This is a genomic window from Micavibrio aeruginosavorus ARL-13, assembly GCF_000226315.1.
Classification (GTDB): Bacteria; Pseudomonadota; Alphaproteobacteria; order Micavibrionales; family Micavibrionaceae; genus Micavibrio; species Micavibrio aeruginosavorus_B.
In genome coordinates, this window is the sequence record NC_016026.1 from 932,804 (window position 1) to 950,051 (window position 17,248).

Consider the following 17,248-nt stretch of genomic DNA (forward strand, 5'->3'; position numbering starts at 1 on the left):
CGGCGCCGTGGCTTCGCGCATTACCCGTTTTCTGGGTGTTTGTTCGCGGAGCATACGGCGCCGGTTTTCTATTCAATCACCGCGTAATGACGACGACCGGACGAATTCCATGTGGCTTTTGGTTGGCCTGGGCAATCCCGGCCAGAAATATGCCGATAACCGGCACAATATCGGGTTTATGGCGATTGATGCCATTGCCGACAAACATGGCTTTCCTGATTTCCGGACGAAATTTCAAGGGTTGCTGACCGAAGGCCGCATTGGCGGTGAAAAGGTCGCCTTGCTCAAACCGCAAACCTATATGAATGAATCGGGAATGGCTGTTGGTGCCGCAGCCAAGTTTTTTAAGGTGACGCCGAACCGTATCGTTGTATTCCATGATGAACTGGATCTGGCGGCGTCGAAATTGCGGATCAAGGTGGGGGGCGGTCACGCCGGGCACAATGGTCTGCGGTCGATTGATTCCCATCTGGGGCGCGCCGATTATATGCGTGTGCGGTTGGGTATTGGCCACCCGGGAGATAAAGATCGCGTTCACGGCCATGTGTTGGGCGATTTTTCCAAGGAAGAACAAAAATGGGTTGATGCGATGATGAAGTCCATCCCCGATCATGTGGGCCTGATCTTGTCGGGCAAAGATAACGATTTTATGAGCAAGGTCGCAAGCGACCTTCAACCGCCTAAAGAGCAAAGCGTGTAAAGGACGAAGAAAATGGGTTTTAATTGTGGGATTGTCGGTCTGCCGAACGTTGGAAAATCAACACTGTTTAATGCTTTGACGGCAACAGCTGCGGCGCAGGCCGCAAACTTCCCGTTCTGCACGATTGAACCGAACGTGGGTCGTGTGGCTGTGCCGGATGCGCGCCTCGATAAAATCGCCACCATCGGTAAATCGGCGCAGATCGTTCCGACGCAACTGGAGTTCGTGGATATTGCCGGATTGGTGAAGGGCGCGAGCAAAGGTGAAGGTCTGGGTAACCAATTCCTGGCCAACATTCGCGAAACCGATGCCATCGTGCATGTGTTGCGTTGTTTTGATGATGAAAATGTCATTCACGTTGAAGGGTCCGTGGACCCAATCCGCGATGCCGAAGTGATCGAAACGGAACTGATGCTGGCTGATCTGGAATCGGTTGAGCGGCAGATTGTCAGCACGACGAAAAAAGCCAAATCCGGCGACAAGGATATTAAAATTCAATTGGCTGTGATGGAGAAGGTTAAGGTTGCATTGGATGCGGGTCAGCCCGCCCGTGTCGTCGTGCCGAATTTGGCCGAAGATGAGAAGAAGCCGTTTGCCATGCTGCAACTGTTGACATCAAAGCCGATTTTGTATGTCTGCAACGTATCCGAAGCCGATGCCGCTACCGGCAATGAGTGGACCAAGAAAGTCGCCGATATGGCGAAGGCCCAAGGCGCACAACACGTTGTGATCAGCGCCGCCATCGAATCCGAAATCGCGCAGCTGGGTTCCGAGGAAGAGAAGGAAGAGTTTCTCTCGACCCTCAATCTGGAAGAAGCAGGCCTGAACAAAATTATCCGTGCGGGTTACACCTTGCTGGGTCTGCAAACCTATTTCACCGTGGGCCCGAAAGAAGCCCGCGCATGGACGGTTTTAAAAGGGGCCCGCGCGCCGCAGGCCGCCGGCGAAATCCACTCCGACATTGAACGCGGCTTTATCCGTGCCGAAGTCATTGCGTATGATGATTTTGTTGCCCTGAATGGCGAGCAAGGCGCAAAAGATGCCGGTAAAATGCGCGTCGAAGGTAAGGAATATGTCGTTCAAGACGGCGACATTATGCTGTTCCGCCATAGCGGTTGATTTTTTTTTTACGTCACCCCGGCGAAGGCCGGGGTCTTCAGCTCTTATTACAAGAGGATCCCGGCCTCCGCTGGGATTACGAACGAATTTTTTAAAAAGGAGAATGGTCATGCGTGATTTGAATGCTATTCCAAAAGCTGAATTGCACGTCCATATCGAAGGAACTGTGCGTCCCGACATTGCGCGGCAATTGGCGAAAAAGAACGGTGTGACTTTGCCGGATGATATTTTCACCCCGGATGGTCAGGGCTATCAATGGTCCGGATTTATTGATCTGGTCACCCGGGTGTATCAGGCGATGGCCCAGTGCGTTCGTACCCGTGACGATTTCAAAACCATTACCGAAGATTATCTGGATCGTTGCGCGAACGAAGGCGCCGTCTATGTCGAAATCATCGCTTGCTGCGGTCAGGTGCATTTGGCCGGCATTTCGTACAAGGATATGATCGACGGTATTGCTGACGGCATCGATTCCGCCCGTGCTAAACACGGAATCGAAGCGCGTATTAACATGACGTTCGAACGTCATCGCCCAGGTGTCGAGGCGCAAAATGACGCCGATATGATCCTGTCATACAAACACCCTTATATCGTTGGGTTGGATATTGCTGGTGGTGAAATGGCCGGGGATATTCCGCAATTTATGAATGATTATAACCGTGTGGTGCAAAATTTTGGCCGCCCGCTGGGTATTCGTTTGCATGCGGCGGAAAATGTGGGTCCACAAAACGGGTGGGATGCTCTGGCGTTGAACCCATCGCGTCTAGGCCATGGCGTGCGCATTGTTGAAGATGCCACGCTGGTGGATGAAATCGTGAAGCGCGGCATAGCACTGGAAGTCTGCCCGACCAGTAACATTCTGGCGGGCGTTTATCCGGATTTTTCTGCGCACCCGTTGAAAAAACTGCTGGATCGTGGGGTGCGTATTTCCCTGAACTCGGATGATCCGGGTCTGTTCGGCAATTCGATTGGTGAAGAATACCGTGTTGCGCATGATGAATTCGGTTTAACGCGTGACCAGTTGGTGCAAATCACCCGCGACGCGATCAACGATTCCTATGCCGATGCGGCCTTGAAAACCAAATTGCTGGCCCGTGTGGATGCCATGGTGGCCGCAAATTTTAATATGCGCCGTCCGGGGCCCGCACCATCCCCGTGATGGTTTCCTGATGGCGTATTTTCATCGTCTTGGCATCCCCGCGAAAGCGGGGATCCATATATGGGGCGGATAAAAATGGACCCCCGTTTTCACGGGGGTGCCACTGTAGTGATTAGGTTTTTTAAGATTTACGCAGCCTTGGCCTTTTGGCGGACCAGGTCGGAATAGGCCTCTTTCAACCGCGTCGTTACCGGACCGATCGTGTAGGTGATATCGGTATCAATTTTTGACACCGGGGCAATCTCCGCCGCTGTGCCGGTTAGGAAGACTTCTTCAAACGTTTTCATGTCTTCGGGCATGATCACAGTTTCTTCCACTGTATACCCCATGTCTCGGGCCAGTTTCATCACTGTCTGCCGCGTAATGCCGTTCAGGAAGCAATCCGCAATTGGCGTATAAATAACACCATCACGAATGGCGAACAGGTTTGCCCCCGATGATTCCGCCACGCGCCCACGGAAATCCAGCATCAGGGCATCATCATAGCCATTATTTTCGGCCTCATGCTTGGCCAGCGTACCGATCATGTAAACACCGCAGGCCTTGGCCTGCGTCGGCATGGTCTTGGGGTCCGGGCGGCGCCACGATGCGGTGCGCAGGGCGAGGCCAGCGGCATCGCCTGCCTTGGGGAAGAAATATTTCGGCCATTCCCAGCAGGCGATGGCCACATGCACCTTGGTGCCCTTGGCAGACACACCCATTTGCTCCGCGCCGCGATAGGCCAGCGGGCGTACATAGCCATTGGTGATGTTATTCGCCTTGATCACTTCATAAGACGCATCGTTCAATTCTTTGGCGCTGAACGGCACATCCATATCCAGACATTTGCCGGAGAAAATCAGGCGTTCGGAATGTTCGGTCAGTTTAAAAATCTGCCCGTCATACACACGTTCGCCCTCAAACACGCTGCCGCCGTAATGCAGGCCATGGGTCAGGACGTGGGTTTTGGCATCGCGCCACGGGATCATTTTCCCGTTCATCCAGATAAAGCCATCACGATCATCATAAGGCAGGGCGGAGGGGGAGGCGCACATCGTTGTAATTCCATGGTTTTTAAGGGTTTTACCGCGGGGCCACAGGGGTTTCACCAACCCGCGCAGTGTGTTAAAAAATTACCAGAAATAACAAAGGCCGCAAAGGGCGGTTTTATATGAGTGCGGATATGCAAATTGCGGACAAGCTGGCCACGCGCCCGCATATTCTGGTCGTCGATGACGATGACCGGATCCGTCAGCTTGTCACCCGGTTCCTGCATGAAAACGGTTTCGTGGTCGCTTCCGCCGAAAGCGCTGGCGCCGCCCGTGAATTGCTGGCGCATCTGGATTTTGATGCCATGGTTGTCGATATCATGATGCCGGGTGAAACGGGTTTGGAGCTGACCAAATCCATCCGCGCGCATAACGACATTCCGGTGTTGATGCTCACGGCCCTGGGTGAAGCCGATGACCGTATTGCGGGTCTTGAAACCGGGGCGGATGATTATCTGCCTAAACCGTTTGAACCCCGCGAACTGGTTTTACGCCTGAATGCCATTTTGCGCCGCCGTCCGAAACCCGTGGCCGATATGCGGGTGCGTTTGGGGCGGTGGGTGTATGACCCGGCGGTCAACATCCTGCAAAATGACAGCGATATTCAAGCCTTGACCACCGTTGAAACAACTTTGCTGAAAGCCTTAATCAGCCGCGCTGGCGAAGCCATCAGCCGCGAAGATCTGGCCCGCATGTGCAATCTGGATGACAGCGGTGAACGCACGATTGATGTGCAGGTCACACGCCTGCGCCGGAAGATTGAGCAGGACACACGTACGCCGCTGGTTCTGCAAACCGTGCGGGGTAAGGGTTATATGCTGCGGGTTGATCCGGTATGAAAATAAGATCGCTGTTCCGCAATATTCTGCCGCGTACATTGCTGGCCCGGTCGTTGATGATTTTGATCATCCCGGTGCTGCTGACCCAGATGATCACGGTCTATATCTTCTTTGACCGTCACTGGGGCAAAATGACGGATCGTCTGGCCTATGCCGTCGCCGGGGAAATGGCCATTGTTGCTGAACAGATTGAAAATGATCCTTCGCCAGAACGGATCAGCCGCATTTCTGGCCATATGGCCAAGCATCTGGATTTGTTGATCAGCTATCAACCTGGTGCGGTTTTGGATACCATTCCCGAAGATGTCGACCGCTCCATCGTTTCAGAGATTTTGGGCCGTGCATTGGATCAGCAGGTGCGCCGTCCGTACCGAATCAATGTCGATCTGTCCGAAAAATGGGTTGAAATTGCCATCGCGCTGGATGATGGGGTGTTGTTTGTGTCCTCCCCGCAACGGCGTTTGTTCTCATCATCGGGTTATATCTTTCTGCTCTGGATGATTTTTACATCCATTATTTTGTTGGCTGTTTCGATCCTGTTTATGCGGAACCAAATTCGCCCCATTCGCCGTCTGGCCGTGGCCGCGGAACGGATTGGCAAGGGGCGCGATATGCCCGCGACGTTGAAGGTTGAGGGCGCGCGCGAAGTGCGACAGGCGGCGCAGGCGTTTCTGGATATGAATGACCGCATTAAACGCCAGATTTCCCAACGCACGGCCATGCTGGCCGGGGTGTCGCATGATTTGCGTACGCCACTGACGCGCCTGAAACTGCAGGTCGCCATGCTGGGTAACCACCCGGACGCCGAGGGCATGATGCAGGACATTCAGGACATGGAAAAAATGCTGAATGGGTACCTCGATTTCGTGCGGGGCGAAGGCGGGGAGCAGGCGGTTGCCGGTGATCTGAACGATATCCTGAACCGTATCGTTTCTGGCGCCCGCCGGGCCGGTGGTGACGTTATTTTGGATTCCCAAGGCGATCTGGCCCTGACCTTGCGGCCAATGGCCATGGAGCGGGCGCTGTCCAACCTGATTACCAATGCGCGTAAATACGCATCCCACGTGTGGATGAGCGTGCGACGCGTTGATGATGACGTTGAAATCATTATCGATGATGATGGCCCGGGTATCCCGCCGGACCAGTATGAAGACGTTTTCCGCCCCTTCTATCGCGTGGATACATCACGCAACACGGCAACGGGCGGGGTGGGGCTTGGCCTGCCCATCGCGCAGGATGTCATCCACAGTCACGGTGGGCAGATTACACTGGACCAAAGCCCGCGCGGTGGCTTGCGCGTGATTATCCTGATTCCGGTTTAAATTTGTATTGAACACCACCAGTCAGCATTCCCGCGAAAGCGGGAATCCATACAATAGATCCCGTGCATTCCCGCTTTCGCGGGAATGCTGAAATGGAAAAGTGACGGGAACGATTTAATACAAACGACCGCCGTTTGGCACAGTTTTGTCCGGGCGGATCAGCGTAACGTTCCCGTTTTCATCCGGGAAGCCCAGAACCAGAATTTCTGACATAAACTTTCCAACCTGCTTCGGCGGAAAATTGACCACGGCGGCAACCTGCCGTCCGATCAATTCTTCGCGGGTGTAGTTTTGTGTCACTTGTGCCGATGTCTTACGCCGGCCAATCTCCGGTCCAAAATCGACGAACAGCTTATAGGCCGGGCGGCGTGCTTCGGGAAATTCCTGTACGTCCACGATGGTGCCGACGCGCACCTCAACCTTCATAAAATCACTGAATTCAATGGTTTCTTCGCGGGTGTCGTGGGTGGTCATCGTGCAGTCTCCAAATAAAAATAAGGGCGCCGTTATCGGGCGCCCTTATTAAATCATAGATCACTGAAAAAATCAGGCGGCTTTGCGCGCTGTTTTTTCGGCCTTTGCGGCCTTCGCCGGAACGGTGCCCAGTGTTTCCAGGCTGTCCGTGATGCGGGCGTTCAGGATTTCACCGGCTTCGGTGCCTGTCTTGCTGACAACATCGGAAATTTCACGCAGGCTGGTCACGGAACGCTCATACGCCGTTTTGATCAAATCGGCCTGACGGGCGACTTTTTCTTCCGGTGTACCTTCGCCCAGCAATTGCTGAGTCAACGCCGTGTTTTGCTGAACCAATTCGTTCATCAATGTGCTTTGGCATTGGGCAACATTTTGCAGGCCTTCAACAGTGACCTGTTGCAGTTCGGTAAAGGCTTCAACATTTTTACGGTAGAGTTCCAGAACCGCGCTCATATCAAACGCGTAGCGGTTCGGCATCAGATTTTGCAGATATTGTGTATCGAAGAAAGACGCGGTGTTTTTGGACTGTGTCATTTTGACCTCCACACTCTTGTGATTATGAAATTATAGGCTTCGGTAAGCCTCCATTCTTGGACCCGGGGCAGGGGGGAGTCAAGCGGATTTGTGCAGTGCACAGGTTCTGGAAATGCCCGTTTTATGCGTATTTCCGTGAATTTTACAATCGCCATAACGCGTTAGCGAAACCTTAACCGAAAACCCCCAAAGTGCATGGTGGGGACGACTCTATCTTTAACACTGCAAAGACCTGATTCATGCTGATTATCGGCGCCGATCAAAGAGAGAAAGCAGACGACGAAACGCAGACGCGCAGTCTGCGGGGTTCGACTGCGCAGGTGATGGTGCTGGTCAACGGTATGATTCTGGCACTTGTCGCGTATCTGGCATTGTCATTTTTTATTGGTGACATGTTGCAGGCCGAGCAAAAACGCACGGTGGCCGAAACGGAACGCACGATCAATGATAATTTGCATGCATTGGAAAGCGCGATCAAAGCGGCATCAACCATTTTGGTTTTGGAAAAAGATATTCCACCCGAATTCCTGCAAAAGACAATTTCGTATGCCACACCAAACATCGATCAATTCGATTATTTGATCTGGCTGCGCGACCATGGCAATGGTGCGTGGAGCATTACTCATTTTATGAAACCTTCATCACCTGCTGCACTGGAAAACGATGCATATAATGTCCAAACCCGCGAGGACCAGGCTGCTTTGGTGCGGTTTATCACAGAGAACAAGGTCCGTATTTACGAAGATGTTTTAATTCGCACAGATATTCCCGGCACAAATTACGTACAGGAAAGCACTGAGCCACTGATCAAAAACCGTCCTTTTGCCATGATCAAAAAAATCATGACGCCGGACGGGCCAGACAGCTTTTTGGTGGGATTCAGCCGCGTGTCTTCTGTAATTGACCGTGCCTGGCTCAATGAACGGACCGAGCTCAGTGGTATTGTTCTGCGTGAAGGGCCGGGCGGCGATCCAATTTTTTACATGAATCGCATGGGGCAGGGCCGGGCGTCGGAGGGTAAAAACCTGCGCGAAGATTACGCCTTTACGATTGGTAACGCCAAATGGACCATGCAGGTGGATGTGGGACAGACACGCCACACGGTTTTCCTGCAAAAAACACCTTTGCTGGTTTTGTTCTTTGGCACCATGTTCACGATTGTCGGCATGTTATATGTGCGCAATAACCAGCGCCAATCAGGGCGTCTGGCGGTCATGAACCGGACGCTGGCCCATAAAAACTTTGAGCTGAACAGCGAGATTTCAGAACGGGAACGCCTGAACAACAGTTTGCGCAAGGCCGAACGCGAAAATCGCGCCATCATTAACGCCGTTACAGACATTATTTTTGAAACCACGGCAGAGGGCGATATCCTGTTCCTGAATGATGCGTGGGGACGTGTGACCGGGCACGATATAGGCGTATCGGTGGGAAAAAATCTTTTCGATATGCTGCATCCGCAGGACCAGGCCGAACAACGTGATCAGTTCCAGCAGATGATTAAGGGACAACGCCCGGCTTATCGCAGTTTTGCCCGACTTCGCACGCGCGAAGGGACATTCCGTTCTGTTGAGCTGGCCATGTCAATGATGCGTCAGGATGAAAACCGCAATATTCGCGTTGTTGGCACAATGACGGATGTGGAAGAAAGACGCCGCGCGGAAAAGGCCCTGAGCGAGGCGGAAAAGAAATTCAGAACCATCGTTGAAAACGCCGCAGGCGGGATTTATCAGGTTGCGCCGGATGGAAAATATCTCAGCGCCAACCCCGCGATGGCGCGCATCCTTGGTTATGAGAGCGCGGATGATATTGTGGGTTCAATTCGTAACGCTAACAGCGAGATTTATGAATCCATCCGCGAGCGCAAGCAATTTTTGGCCCAGCTTGATGAAAAGGGCACGGTGAAAAATTTCGAAACCACCGTTCGGCGCAAGGGTGGTGATATAATATGGGTCAACGAAAACGCGCGTACCGTCCGTGATGATGAAGGTAATATCCTGTATTACGAAGGCAGTATTGAAGATATCACCCAACGAAAAGAAGCTGAAATAAAGCTGCAGGAAGCCAAAGTCCATTCTGATATGGCCAGCCGCGCAAAATCTGAATTTCTTGCGAATATGAGCCATGAACTGCGGACGCCGCTCAACGCGATTATCGGCTTCTCCGAGATCATCAAGAACGAGGTGTTTGGCAAGCTGGAACAGCGGCAATATTGGGATTACGCGAACGATATTTACGACAGCGGCAAGCAATTGCTGAAAATCATCAACGAAATTCTGGATGTATCCCGGATTGATGCGGGCGAACGCCAGTTGAATGAAAGTCTGGTCCGGCTGGATAAAATCGTTCAATCGGCACTGGATTTAATGGCGCCGAAAATTGAGAGCGGGCAATTGACCGTGACCAATATGCTGGATTCGACAATGCCTGACGTGATTGGCGAGGAACTGGCCCTGAAGCAGATTATCATGAACCTGTTATCCAACGCGGTAAAATTTACGCCCGAAGGCGGGCGGATTACATTGTCCTACGAGCTGGATGCCGATGGGCAATTGCGTCTGTCGATCACCGATACTGGCGTGGGTATGGACGACCATGAAGTTCAAAAAGCTTTGTCACCATTTGGCCAGGTGGATTCGTCCCTGCATCGTGCGACATCGGGGGCGGGCTTGGGCCTGACGCTGGTGGATGCCCTGACACGCCTGCATGAAGGCTCATTTGAATTGTTCTCGCAAAAAGGGCTGGGAACCACGGCGACGATTATCTTGCCAGCCCGTCGTGTCTCTGTACGGGATACGGCGTCAAACGCGTCGTAAATCCTGATCGTCCAGATCGCCTGGTGTCATGTCCATGACGCGTCTGGCAATGTCATAAGTAAACCCTGCGCGGCCCATGGCCGCGATCGCCTTGTCCCGATCAACATCCTTGTCTGGCGGGGCGTAGGGGCCGATGCGTTTGCGACGGGCCAGTTTCAGGGCGGCCTGCAAATCCCCTGTATCGTGATCCTGCGCCCCGTGTTCACTGTCATGGGTGGCCAGCAATGTGTCCACCGTTTCGCTATCCAGCCCCTTGACCTGCAAGCGGTTCATAATTGCTCGGCGGGACAGGCCGCGGCGGCGCAAAGAGTTCACGGCCCCTTCGGCGTACAGGCGGTCATTCAGCAGGCCCTGGCGGATGAAATCTTCAATCATGGCGTCCAGCCATTGTAGGCACTCATCGCGGTTCTGCTCCGTATGCGCGCGACAGGACCGGTCAATTTTTCGGGTCATGACGGCCCGGAAATGGCCGCTGCTGGTGGCGAAGCGTTGCAGATAGTACAGGCCAGAATTGCGCAGGTATTCAGGCGTGATCTTTTTCGGGGGGCGGGGGCCTTGTTTTGTCGGTGTTGGACGGCGCTGTCCCCGACGGGATTCCGGGGCAGAAGGCTTGATATTTTCCTGATCAGCGTTACTCTTCATCCGTGCCGCACCCTTGAATTATGGCTTATGATGGCAGAGGCCGGGGCGTGGACACAAGCTCTTAAAAACAGAAAGCGCCGATATTATGACTACCCGCGATATAGACATGGTGGAAACCTTCTTTCTGGAGGACAGCAATCTGCGTGGCCGCATTGTGCGGCTGGGGCGGGCTGTGAATGATATTCTGCACACCCATGCCTATCCGGCCCCTGTGGCGACCCTGACGGGGCAGGCCGCTGTGATGGCGTTGTTGCTGTCTTCAATGTTGAAGGACGACGGGATCTTTACGTTACAGGCCCAGGGCGATGGTCCGGTGGGAACGTTGGTTGCCGATATTACCGGGCATGGCAACGTGCGCGCCTGCGCCCGCTTTGATCAGGACCGTCTGGACCGCTGGGAGGCCGATGAGGTCCCGGAAACGGCCTATATGGGCCTGATTGGCCGCGGCCATATGGTGTTTACGATTGATCAGGGTGGAGAGAACACCGAACGCTATCAAGGCGTCGTGGAATTAAAGGGTGGAACATTGGTGGAATGTGTACAGCACTATTTCACGCAATCCGAACAAATTGCCACGGGCCTGCGTCTGGCTTTGCGCCGTGATGATGATGGCCATTGGCACGCGGGTGCAATTTTGTTGCAGAAGATGCCCGATTCCGCGAAACCCGATGTTGATCCCGATGCGTGGAACCGGGCCATGGTCCTGTTGCAAAGCTGCACGGATGATGAATTGCTGAATGCGGAATTGCCGGTGAATGATCTGCTCTATCGCCTGTTCCATCAGGAAGGTGTGCGGGCGCAGGAACCGCAACCCGTTCGTCATCAATGCCGCTGTTCTGCCGATCGCGTGGAAAACGTTCTGGTGGCCATGTCCAGCGAAGAGCGTTTGGATCTGGCCGAGGAAGACGGTAAAATCAGCGTCAAATGCGAATTCTGCAGCCGCGAATATAAATTCGATGCGGCTGAGTTGGAGCATAAATTAAATAATCCCAGTGGTGTCGTACAATAAGGACAAGATAATCATGAAGAACAAACGCCTTTCGTTTTTGGTCTGTGTGTCGGTTTTGGCCCTTGGTGGGGCAGGGCTGGTTGCGGGATGCACGACGGTTGGCCCGGCGCTGAAATCACCCGCCGCTCAATTTACCCAGGCTCAGGGCGTCAGCGCCACGCGCATTGAGGTGGTCAACGCCAGCAACGCCGCGGCCTATGGCAACGACGTATCCAGCACGTTCCCAACGCCGCTGGATGTTGCCTTGCGCAGCTATGTGGACAAGCGCCTGGTCGCGGCCGGGACGGAGGGGACATTTATCTTCTCAATCGAAGAAGCGCGCGTAACCCGTGAAGATGTCCAGTCGGATAACAAATATGCCCGCAAGCTGAACGTTGACAATCGCGACCGCTACAGTGCGCTGATCCGCCTGAAATTGATGCGCGAAAACCCGACGGCGCCGGGGGCGGCTCACACCGAGCTGCGTGTCCAGCGAACCTGGACCATTGCCGACAACCTGTCGATCGCCGAGCGTGAACGTGAACAGAATGCGTTTGTTGAGCAATTGCTGCGTGACGTTGATGCTGCTGTTGTGAATGGCATTAACAACACTTTGCAAATTGGTGCAAATGCGGCGAATGCGATTGGTGGCGGATCATCCTATAGCGGTGGTGGATATGAACCCGCTCCGGCTATGGGCGCGCAACCCGTGCCGCAAGTCGAAGCATCACCTTTTTAATCTCGAACAATAAAAAAAGCCCCGCGATGATTGCGGGGCTTTTTTTATTTTCTCCAGAAGCTGGGCATCACCAGAACCAACAGCGTAAAGAGTTCCAGACGGCCCAGTAACATCCCGCCAGAGATCAGCCATTTGGCCGGATCGGGCAGGGTGGAAAAATTACCCGCAGGGCCAATAACAGGCCCCAATCCAGGGCCGACGTTGGTTAATGCCGTGGCCGCGCCACTGATGCTGGTGATGAAATCCAACCCGCACATGGACAGGGCCAGAGCTAGCACAATAAACGCGCCCAGAAAGCCAAAGATAAAAACCATCACTGAATACGGCACGTCATCGGGCAATGTCCGCCCGTCATAGTGCAGGGCAATGATGGCATTGGGTTGTTGCAGTTTTTGAAAGTGCCGTCCCAAAATCAGTGCCATCACCTGATACCGCATGATTTTAACGCCGCCCGATGTCGATCCTGTGCATCCTCCAAAGAAGGTAAGGATGAAGAAGAAAACGACGAAGAATGGTCCCCATTGCATGTAATCCGCCGATGCGTAACCCGTGGTGGTTACAACAGATACAATGTTAAATGCGCTCTGCAGTAAGGCTTCGCCGAAGGGCAAGACCCCTTTCATGGAAAGCCACAATGTGGATATCAAAATCGATCCGCCCAGTAATCCCAAAAATGTACGAACCTGGGTGTTGCGGATCAGGGCGTTGAAATTACCGCCGAGGACCTTGATATAAAGGACGAAGGGAAGCCCGCCCAGAATCATGAAAATCATGGCGATCCAGAGAATGTGCGGGTGCTCGAGAAACGCACCAAACGAGCTGTCGTAATTCGCGAATCCACCTGTCGCGACGGAGCTCATGGCGTGGGTGATGGCGTCGAATCCGGACATTCCCGCCATCCAGTAACAGAGCGCACAAATGGCAATCAAGCCGAAGTAAATATACGCAATGGCTGTGGCGACTTTCTGCATGCGGGGCAAAACCTTGTCGGATTTGTCCGATGATTCTGTGCGGTAGAGCTGCATGCCGCCCACGCGCAGGAAGGGCAGAACCGCCATGGCGGCGACAATAAATCCAATGCCACCCAATGCATTCAGCATGCACCGCCACATCAAAATGCCCGGCGGCATGGTGTCGAGCCCGGTCAGAACGGTTGCACCCGTTGTTGTGATACCCGATACAGATTCAAAAAACGCGTCGGTAAAGCCAATATCCGTCTCACTGGCCAGCCAGAAAGGCAGAGCCCCAAACCCGGCCAGCGCGAACCAGCTGATCGCGGTCAGCAGGAATGTTTGTTTGATGGTTAATTGAAAGGGCTTGTCGCTGGCATTCGTCAAAACGGTAGTGCCGCCGAAGAAGGCGGTGATCGACATGCAGAGCAGGAAAACTTTCCAGTCTGGGTGATTGTGCACCATGTCGACAAACATCGGCACGCTCATGCTGATGGCCAGAATGCAGAGCAGGGCGCCGACAACGTAAAAAATGGGTCTCAGGTCCATGGGAGGGAACCAATCGCTTTGCGTTTATTTTCGTCTTTAAGAAAATGGCCGGGACGCTTGTTCAACATCCCGGCCACCGATTTTTTTATCCCTGAAGTTTCAGGGGCGATCGCTTACTGGAAGCTGATCTGGCCACGACGGTTGGCAGGCTCGCGCACACCATCAGCGGTTTTGACCAGCAGCTCACGCTCGCCACGGCCTTCAACGTTGATCTTCGCCGGGTCGATACCGCGTTTGATCAGAGCGTCACGCACGGCGTTACCGCGGCGCATGGCCAGTTTGTCGTTGTAAGCGTCGGAGCCAGAGCTGTCGGTGTGACCAACAACGCTGACCATGCTGACGCTGCGTTTGCTGATTTCGGCTGCAACGGCGTCCAGAACGCTGTTACCACCAGCATTTACAACGGACGAGTCGAAGTCGAAGAAGACCAGATACATGGAGTCAGCAGCCGCCATCGGATCGGATGCGCCCATATCCAGAGCGGATACCGGAGCCATCACGTCTTCAGCAGGCATCGGTGCCGGTGCCGGCAGCAGGGCTTCCAACTGGGCCATGGCTTCAGCGAATTGCGATTTGCATGCGCCGATATCATCTTCTTGCCAGTTTTCCTCCTGCTGTTCGATCCAGCAGTCAAAGCGGGCTTGTGCCACGGCGGACAATTGCGGAGCAATGTCACGTGCGCCACGATCAAACGCGTTGATCAGGCGACCACGGCCAGCGCTCAATTCTTCCATATGACGGGGCAGCAGGTTCCAATCGCTGATCGGTTCCGGCATCACGGCGTCACCGCCTGCTGCTGCCAGACCTTTGCGGGCGAAGTGGATTGCATCCGGGTAATCGAACATGTCGTTCATTTCACGATTGGCGAAATCACGATATTCGGCCGCCAGAGATTGCGTGAACGGGCTGCCAACCGGCTGCACCTCGTTCAGGGCTTCAACTTCACTGTGGCTCGAAACACCGGAACATGCCGCCAGGGACAAGGCCAGTCCTGCTAAAACAACGCCGCGCAGCTTAATCATGTGTTGCTCCTTGAAATAGATACGTTTTTTGTGCGCTTGAATAATAAATCTTACCGCTTGGCCTTTATAAACGAGTCCCGGGCTTTGTAAAGTCGCCGCAACTTAAATCACCCAAAATCCCCAATTGTTTTTTCGGGGGAGCTGTGCCATATCAAGGCCCTACAGGTGCCGGGGCCAGATATTTGGCGGTTTTCCGGCTGTTTTCGGGGTGCGGGCGTAGCTCAGTTGGTAGAGCGACAGCTTCCCAAGCTGTAGGTCGCGGGTTCGAGACCCGTCGCCCGCTCCAAAAACATTCGCCATCGCACAAATCTCCACAATTCAATTATCTGAAATAAAATGAAAAATTCCTTCTTCGCCAAGGGGATAGAGTTTATTTCTTGACTTTGAACCCGGGAAACATCATGGTGCGGCAATCTGTAAAACACAGGTGTGTACATCCCCTGAAACCCGGCCATTGCGAAAAACGCCACCAAACGCCATTCGAACCGTTTTTTCAAAGGGTTCATCGCACGGCTTTGGACGGTCAGGGGATCAGAAAACAGTATATGTAAAGAAGAGGACTGTGACTTCATGAGTAAAATGCTCTCCGGACAAAACGTAGCCATCCTGACCGCCAACGGTTTCAACCAACATGATTTGATCGAAGCACAGAAGGCCCTGTTGGCCGCTGGTGCCAAGGTCAAGATTATCAGCCCGGATCAAGGTTTGATCAGCGGCTGGGACGGACAGGGCTGGGGCCACAATTTTCCGGTGGATCAGGCACTGGCGACCGCACTGGGCGCCGATTACGATATGCTGGTCATTCCGGGCGGCAGCCGCGCGCTGGATAAACTGCAAACCACGGCGCATACCCGCCGTTTCATCAACAATTTCATGACGATGGCCAAACCGGTTGCCCTGTTCGGCGATGCGGCGTCTATTCTGGTCTTTGCTGAACAAGCCAATGGCCGCGTTGTTGCCGTGGCCGACAGCGCGAAAGATGTGCTGGTTGCCGCTGGTGCAACGGTTGTTGACGACGTGATGGCCATGGACGGCAACCTGATGTCGTCCCCGGTTGTTGACGGTGAACAACGTCAAAGCCTGATCGCACAAATGCTGGACTTTTTCGCTGGAAACGCCAAACTGGCGCAAGCAGCATAAGGGCTGGCTGAAGAATTTTCCCAACGCCCCTGCGGATCATTCCGGGGGGCGTTGGTGTTTGTAAAAGAATATAAGGATCATCGCCATGCGTGCAGATATTCAAGCGCTGGTCAACGACATCAATGAGTCGCTGACCTTGCTGAGGAGGCATCTTTGACTGGGATACAGCAATCGACCGTCTGGCCGAACTGACATCCCTGAGCGAAGATCCGGATCTTTGGTCCAACGCGGACAAAGCCCAAACCATCATGAAAGAACGCAACCGTCTGGATCAAAAGGTTCAGTCCGTGCGCGCTGTTGAAAACAGCATGAATGATTGCCTTGGCCTGATTGAAATGGGCGAGGAAGAGGGTGATCAATCCATCGTGGACGAAGCCGAAGCGGCTTTGAAAAAACTGCGCGATGATGCGCAGCGCATGCAGATCACCAGCCTGTTGTCCGGCGAAGCCGACGCCAATGATGCGTTTTTGGAAGTACACGCCGGATCCGGTGGCACCGAGGCGCAGGATTGGGGTGAGATCCTTCTGCGCATGTATACGCGGTGGGCGGAACAGCATGGTTATCGCGTCACCTTGCTTCAACGCAGTGATGGCGAAGAGGCGGGGATTAAGGCCGCTACAATCAAAATTGAAGGCGAAAACGCCTATGGCTGGCTGAAAGCTGAAACGGGCGTGCATCGCTTGGTGCGGATTTCGCCGTACGATTCCAACGCGCGCCGCCACACCAGCTTTTCATCCGTTGCTGTATCGCCAGTGATTGACGATACCATCGAAATTGAAGTGCTGGATAAGGATTTGAAGGTCGATACCTACCGTTCCAGCGGTGCGGGTGGGCAGCACGTGAACACGACCGACTCCGCCATTCGTATCACGCACATTCCATCCGGTATTATCGTGGCGTGCCAGGCCGAACGGTCCCAGCACAAAAACCGCGAAACGGCGATGAGCATGTTGCGTGCGCGTTTGTATGAAATGGAATTGAAAAAACGCGAAGATGCATCACAGGCATCTTATGGCGAAAAGACGGAAATCGGCTGGGGGCACCAGATCCGCTCCTACGTTCTGCAGCCCTATCAAATGGTCAAAGATCTGCGTACCGAAGTGGAAAACACCGATGCGTTCGGCGTTCTGGATGGCGATCTTGATCGCTTCCTGGAAGCGTCGCTGGCGCACGGGTTGGAAGATAAATCCGGTAACAAACAAACCGCATAATAAACGGGTGGCGAGG

The 17,248-nt window shown here is 53.7% G+C and carries 16 protein-coding genes and 1 tRNA gene; 11 read left to right on the top strand and 6 right to left on the bottom strand.

From position 1 onward, the window contains the following. The first annotated feature begins 109 nt into the window (after window positions 1-109). The 3 genes from pth (at window position 110) to add (ending at window position 2,978) form a co-directional block, all read left to right on the top strand. Window positions 110-700 carry an aminoacyl-tRNA hydrolase gene (pth, locus tag MICA_RS04395; RefSeq protein WP_014102495.1) on the top strand — a complete coding sequence of 197 codons (591 nt, stop codon included), beginning with the start codon at window positions 110-112 and terminating at the stop codon, window positions 698-700. 12 nt (window positions 701-712) lie between these two features. After that, a complete protein-coding gene (gene ychF / locus MICA_RS04400) occupies window positions 713-1,819 on the top strand; it encodes a redox-regulated ATPase YchF (RefSeq protein ID WP_014102496.1) in 1,107 nt (368 codons plus the stop codon). 109 nt (window positions 1,820-1,928) lie between these two features. Beyond that, on the top strand, window positions 1,929-2,978 hold the full coding sequence (gene add, locus MICA_RS04405) for an adenosine deaminase (protein WP_014102497.1): 1,050 nt from the start codon (window positions 1,929-1,931) through the stop codon (window positions 2,976-2,978). A 128-nt stretch (window positions 2,979-3,106) separates the two neighbouring features. Here the strand turns inward: add and MICA_RS04410 are convergent, their stop codons facing one another. Beyond that, the gene (locus MICA_RS04410) at window positions 3,107-4,012 is read right to left on the bottom strand and encodes a branched-chain amino acid aminotransferase (protein WP_014102498.1); all 906 of its coding nucleotides are present in this window, start codon (window positions 4,010-4,012) and stop codon (window positions 3,107-3,109) included. Window positions 4,013-4,128: 116 nt separating this feature from the next. Here MICA_RS04410 and MICA_RS04415 point away from each other — a divergent pair, with 116 nt between their 5' ends. Together MICA_RS04415 and MICA_RS04420 are read left to right on the top strand one after the other, a co-directional pair. Continuing rightward, window positions 4,129-4,845: a response regulator gene (locus MICA_RS04415; protein WP_014102499.1), complete on the top strand. Its 717-nt coding sequence runs from the start codon at window positions 4,129-4,131 to the stop codon at window positions 4,843-4,845. Further along, the gene (locus tag MICA_RS04420) at window positions 4,842-6,167 is read left to right on the top strand and encodes an ATP-binding protein (RefSeq protein WP_014102500.1); all 1,326 of its coding nucleotides are present in this window, start codon (window positions 4,842-4,844) and stop codon (window positions 6,165-6,167) included. Before MICA_RS04415 ends, MICA_RS04420 begins: the two co-directional genes overlap by 4 nt. Before the next feature lie 114 nt (window positions 6,168-6,281). Here MICA_RS04420 and MICA_RS04425 read toward each other — a convergent pair whose 3' ends face one another. Both MICA_RS04425 and MICA_RS04430 read right to left on the bottom strand, forming a co-directional pair. Then, entirely contained in the window at window positions 6,282-6,641 is a 360-nt protein-coding gene (locus MICA_RS04425; protein WP_014102501.1) for a tRNA-binding protein, read from the bottom strand. 72 nt (window positions 6,642-6,713) lie between these two features. Then, complete coding sequence (locus tag MICA_RS04430) at window positions 6,714-7,175, bottom strand: phasin family protein (protein WP_014102502.1); 462 nt, start codon at window positions 7,173-7,175, stop codon at window positions 6,714-6,716. A gap of 239 nt (window positions 7,176-7,414) precedes the next feature. On the opposite strand from MICA_RS04430, the gene MICA_RS04435 reads away from it, so the two are divergent. Continuing rightward, on the top strand, window positions 7,415-9,991 hold the full coding sequence (locus tag MICA_RS04435; protein ID WP_014102503.1) for a PAS domain-containing sensor histidine kinase: 2,577 nt from the start codon (window positions 7,415-7,417) through the stop codon (window positions 9,989-9,991). Here the strand turns inward: MICA_RS04435 and MICA_RS04440 are convergent. Beyond that, complete coding sequence (locus MICA_RS04440; RefSeq protein WP_014102504.1) at window positions 9,977-10,633, bottom strand: regulatory protein RecX; 657 nt, start codon at window positions 10,631-10,633, stop codon at window positions 9,977-9,979. The two genes, MICA_RS04435 and MICA_RS04440, sit on opposite strands and share 15 nt — an antisense overlap. A gap of 85 nt (window positions 10,634-10,718) precedes the next feature. Here MICA_RS04440 and hslO point away from each other — a divergent pair, with 85 nt between their 5' ends. After that, entirely contained in the window at window positions 10,719-11,642 is a 924-nt protein-coding gene (gene hslO, locus MICA_RS04445) for an Hsp33 family molecular chaperone HslO (RefSeq protein ID WP_014102505.1), read from the top strand. 13 nt (window positions 11,643-11,655) lie between these two features. Next, a complete protein-coding gene (locus tag MICA_RS04450; protein WP_014102506.1) occupies window positions 11,656-12,360 on the top strand; it encodes a hypothetical protein in 705 nt (234 codons plus the stop codon). Between the two features lie 44 nt (window positions 12,361-12,404). Here the strand turns inward: MICA_RS04450 and MICA_RS04455 are convergent, their stop codons facing one another. Next, window positions 12,405-13,859: a TrkH family potassium uptake protein gene (locus MICA_RS04455; RefSeq protein WP_014102507.1), complete on the bottom strand. Its 1,455-nt coding sequence runs from the start codon at window positions 13,857-13,859 to the stop codon at window positions 12,405-12,407. A gap of 113 nt (window positions 13,860-13,972) precedes the next feature. Then, window positions 13,973-14,881 (bottom strand): OmpA family protein, encoded by a 909-nt coding sequence (locus MICA_RS04460; protein ID WP_014102508.1) that lies wholly within the window; start codon window positions 14,879-14,881, stop codon window positions 13,973-13,975. A 210-nt stretch (window positions 14,882-15,091) separates the two neighbouring features. On the opposite strand from MICA_RS04460, the gene MICA_RS04465 reads away from it, so the two are divergent. The 3 genes from MICA_RS04465 (at window position 15,092) to prfB (ending at window position 17,232) form a co-directional block, all read left to right on the top strand. Beyond that, window positions 15,092-15,167 (top strand) — tRNA-Gly (locus tag MICA_RS04465). A 284-nt stretch (window positions 15,168-15,451) separates the two neighbouring features. Beyond that, a complete protein-coding gene (locus MICA_RS04470) occupies window positions 15,452-16,021 on the top strand; it encodes a DJ-1/PfpI family protein (protein ID WP_014102509.1) in 570 nt (189 codons plus the stop codon). Window positions 16,022-16,106: 85 nt separating this feature from the next. Next, window positions 16,107-17,232, top strand: a protein-coding gene (gene prfB / locus MICA_RS04475) for a peptide chain release factor 2 (RefSeq protein ID WP_187287644.1) whose coding sequence is annotated in 2 segments (ribosomal slippage) — window positions 16,107-16,172 and window positions 16,174-17,232 — 1,125 coding nt in all. Because the reading frame shifts where the segments join, the coding sequence is not laid out codon by codon here. Window positions 17,233-17,248 lie beyond the last annotated feature (16 nt).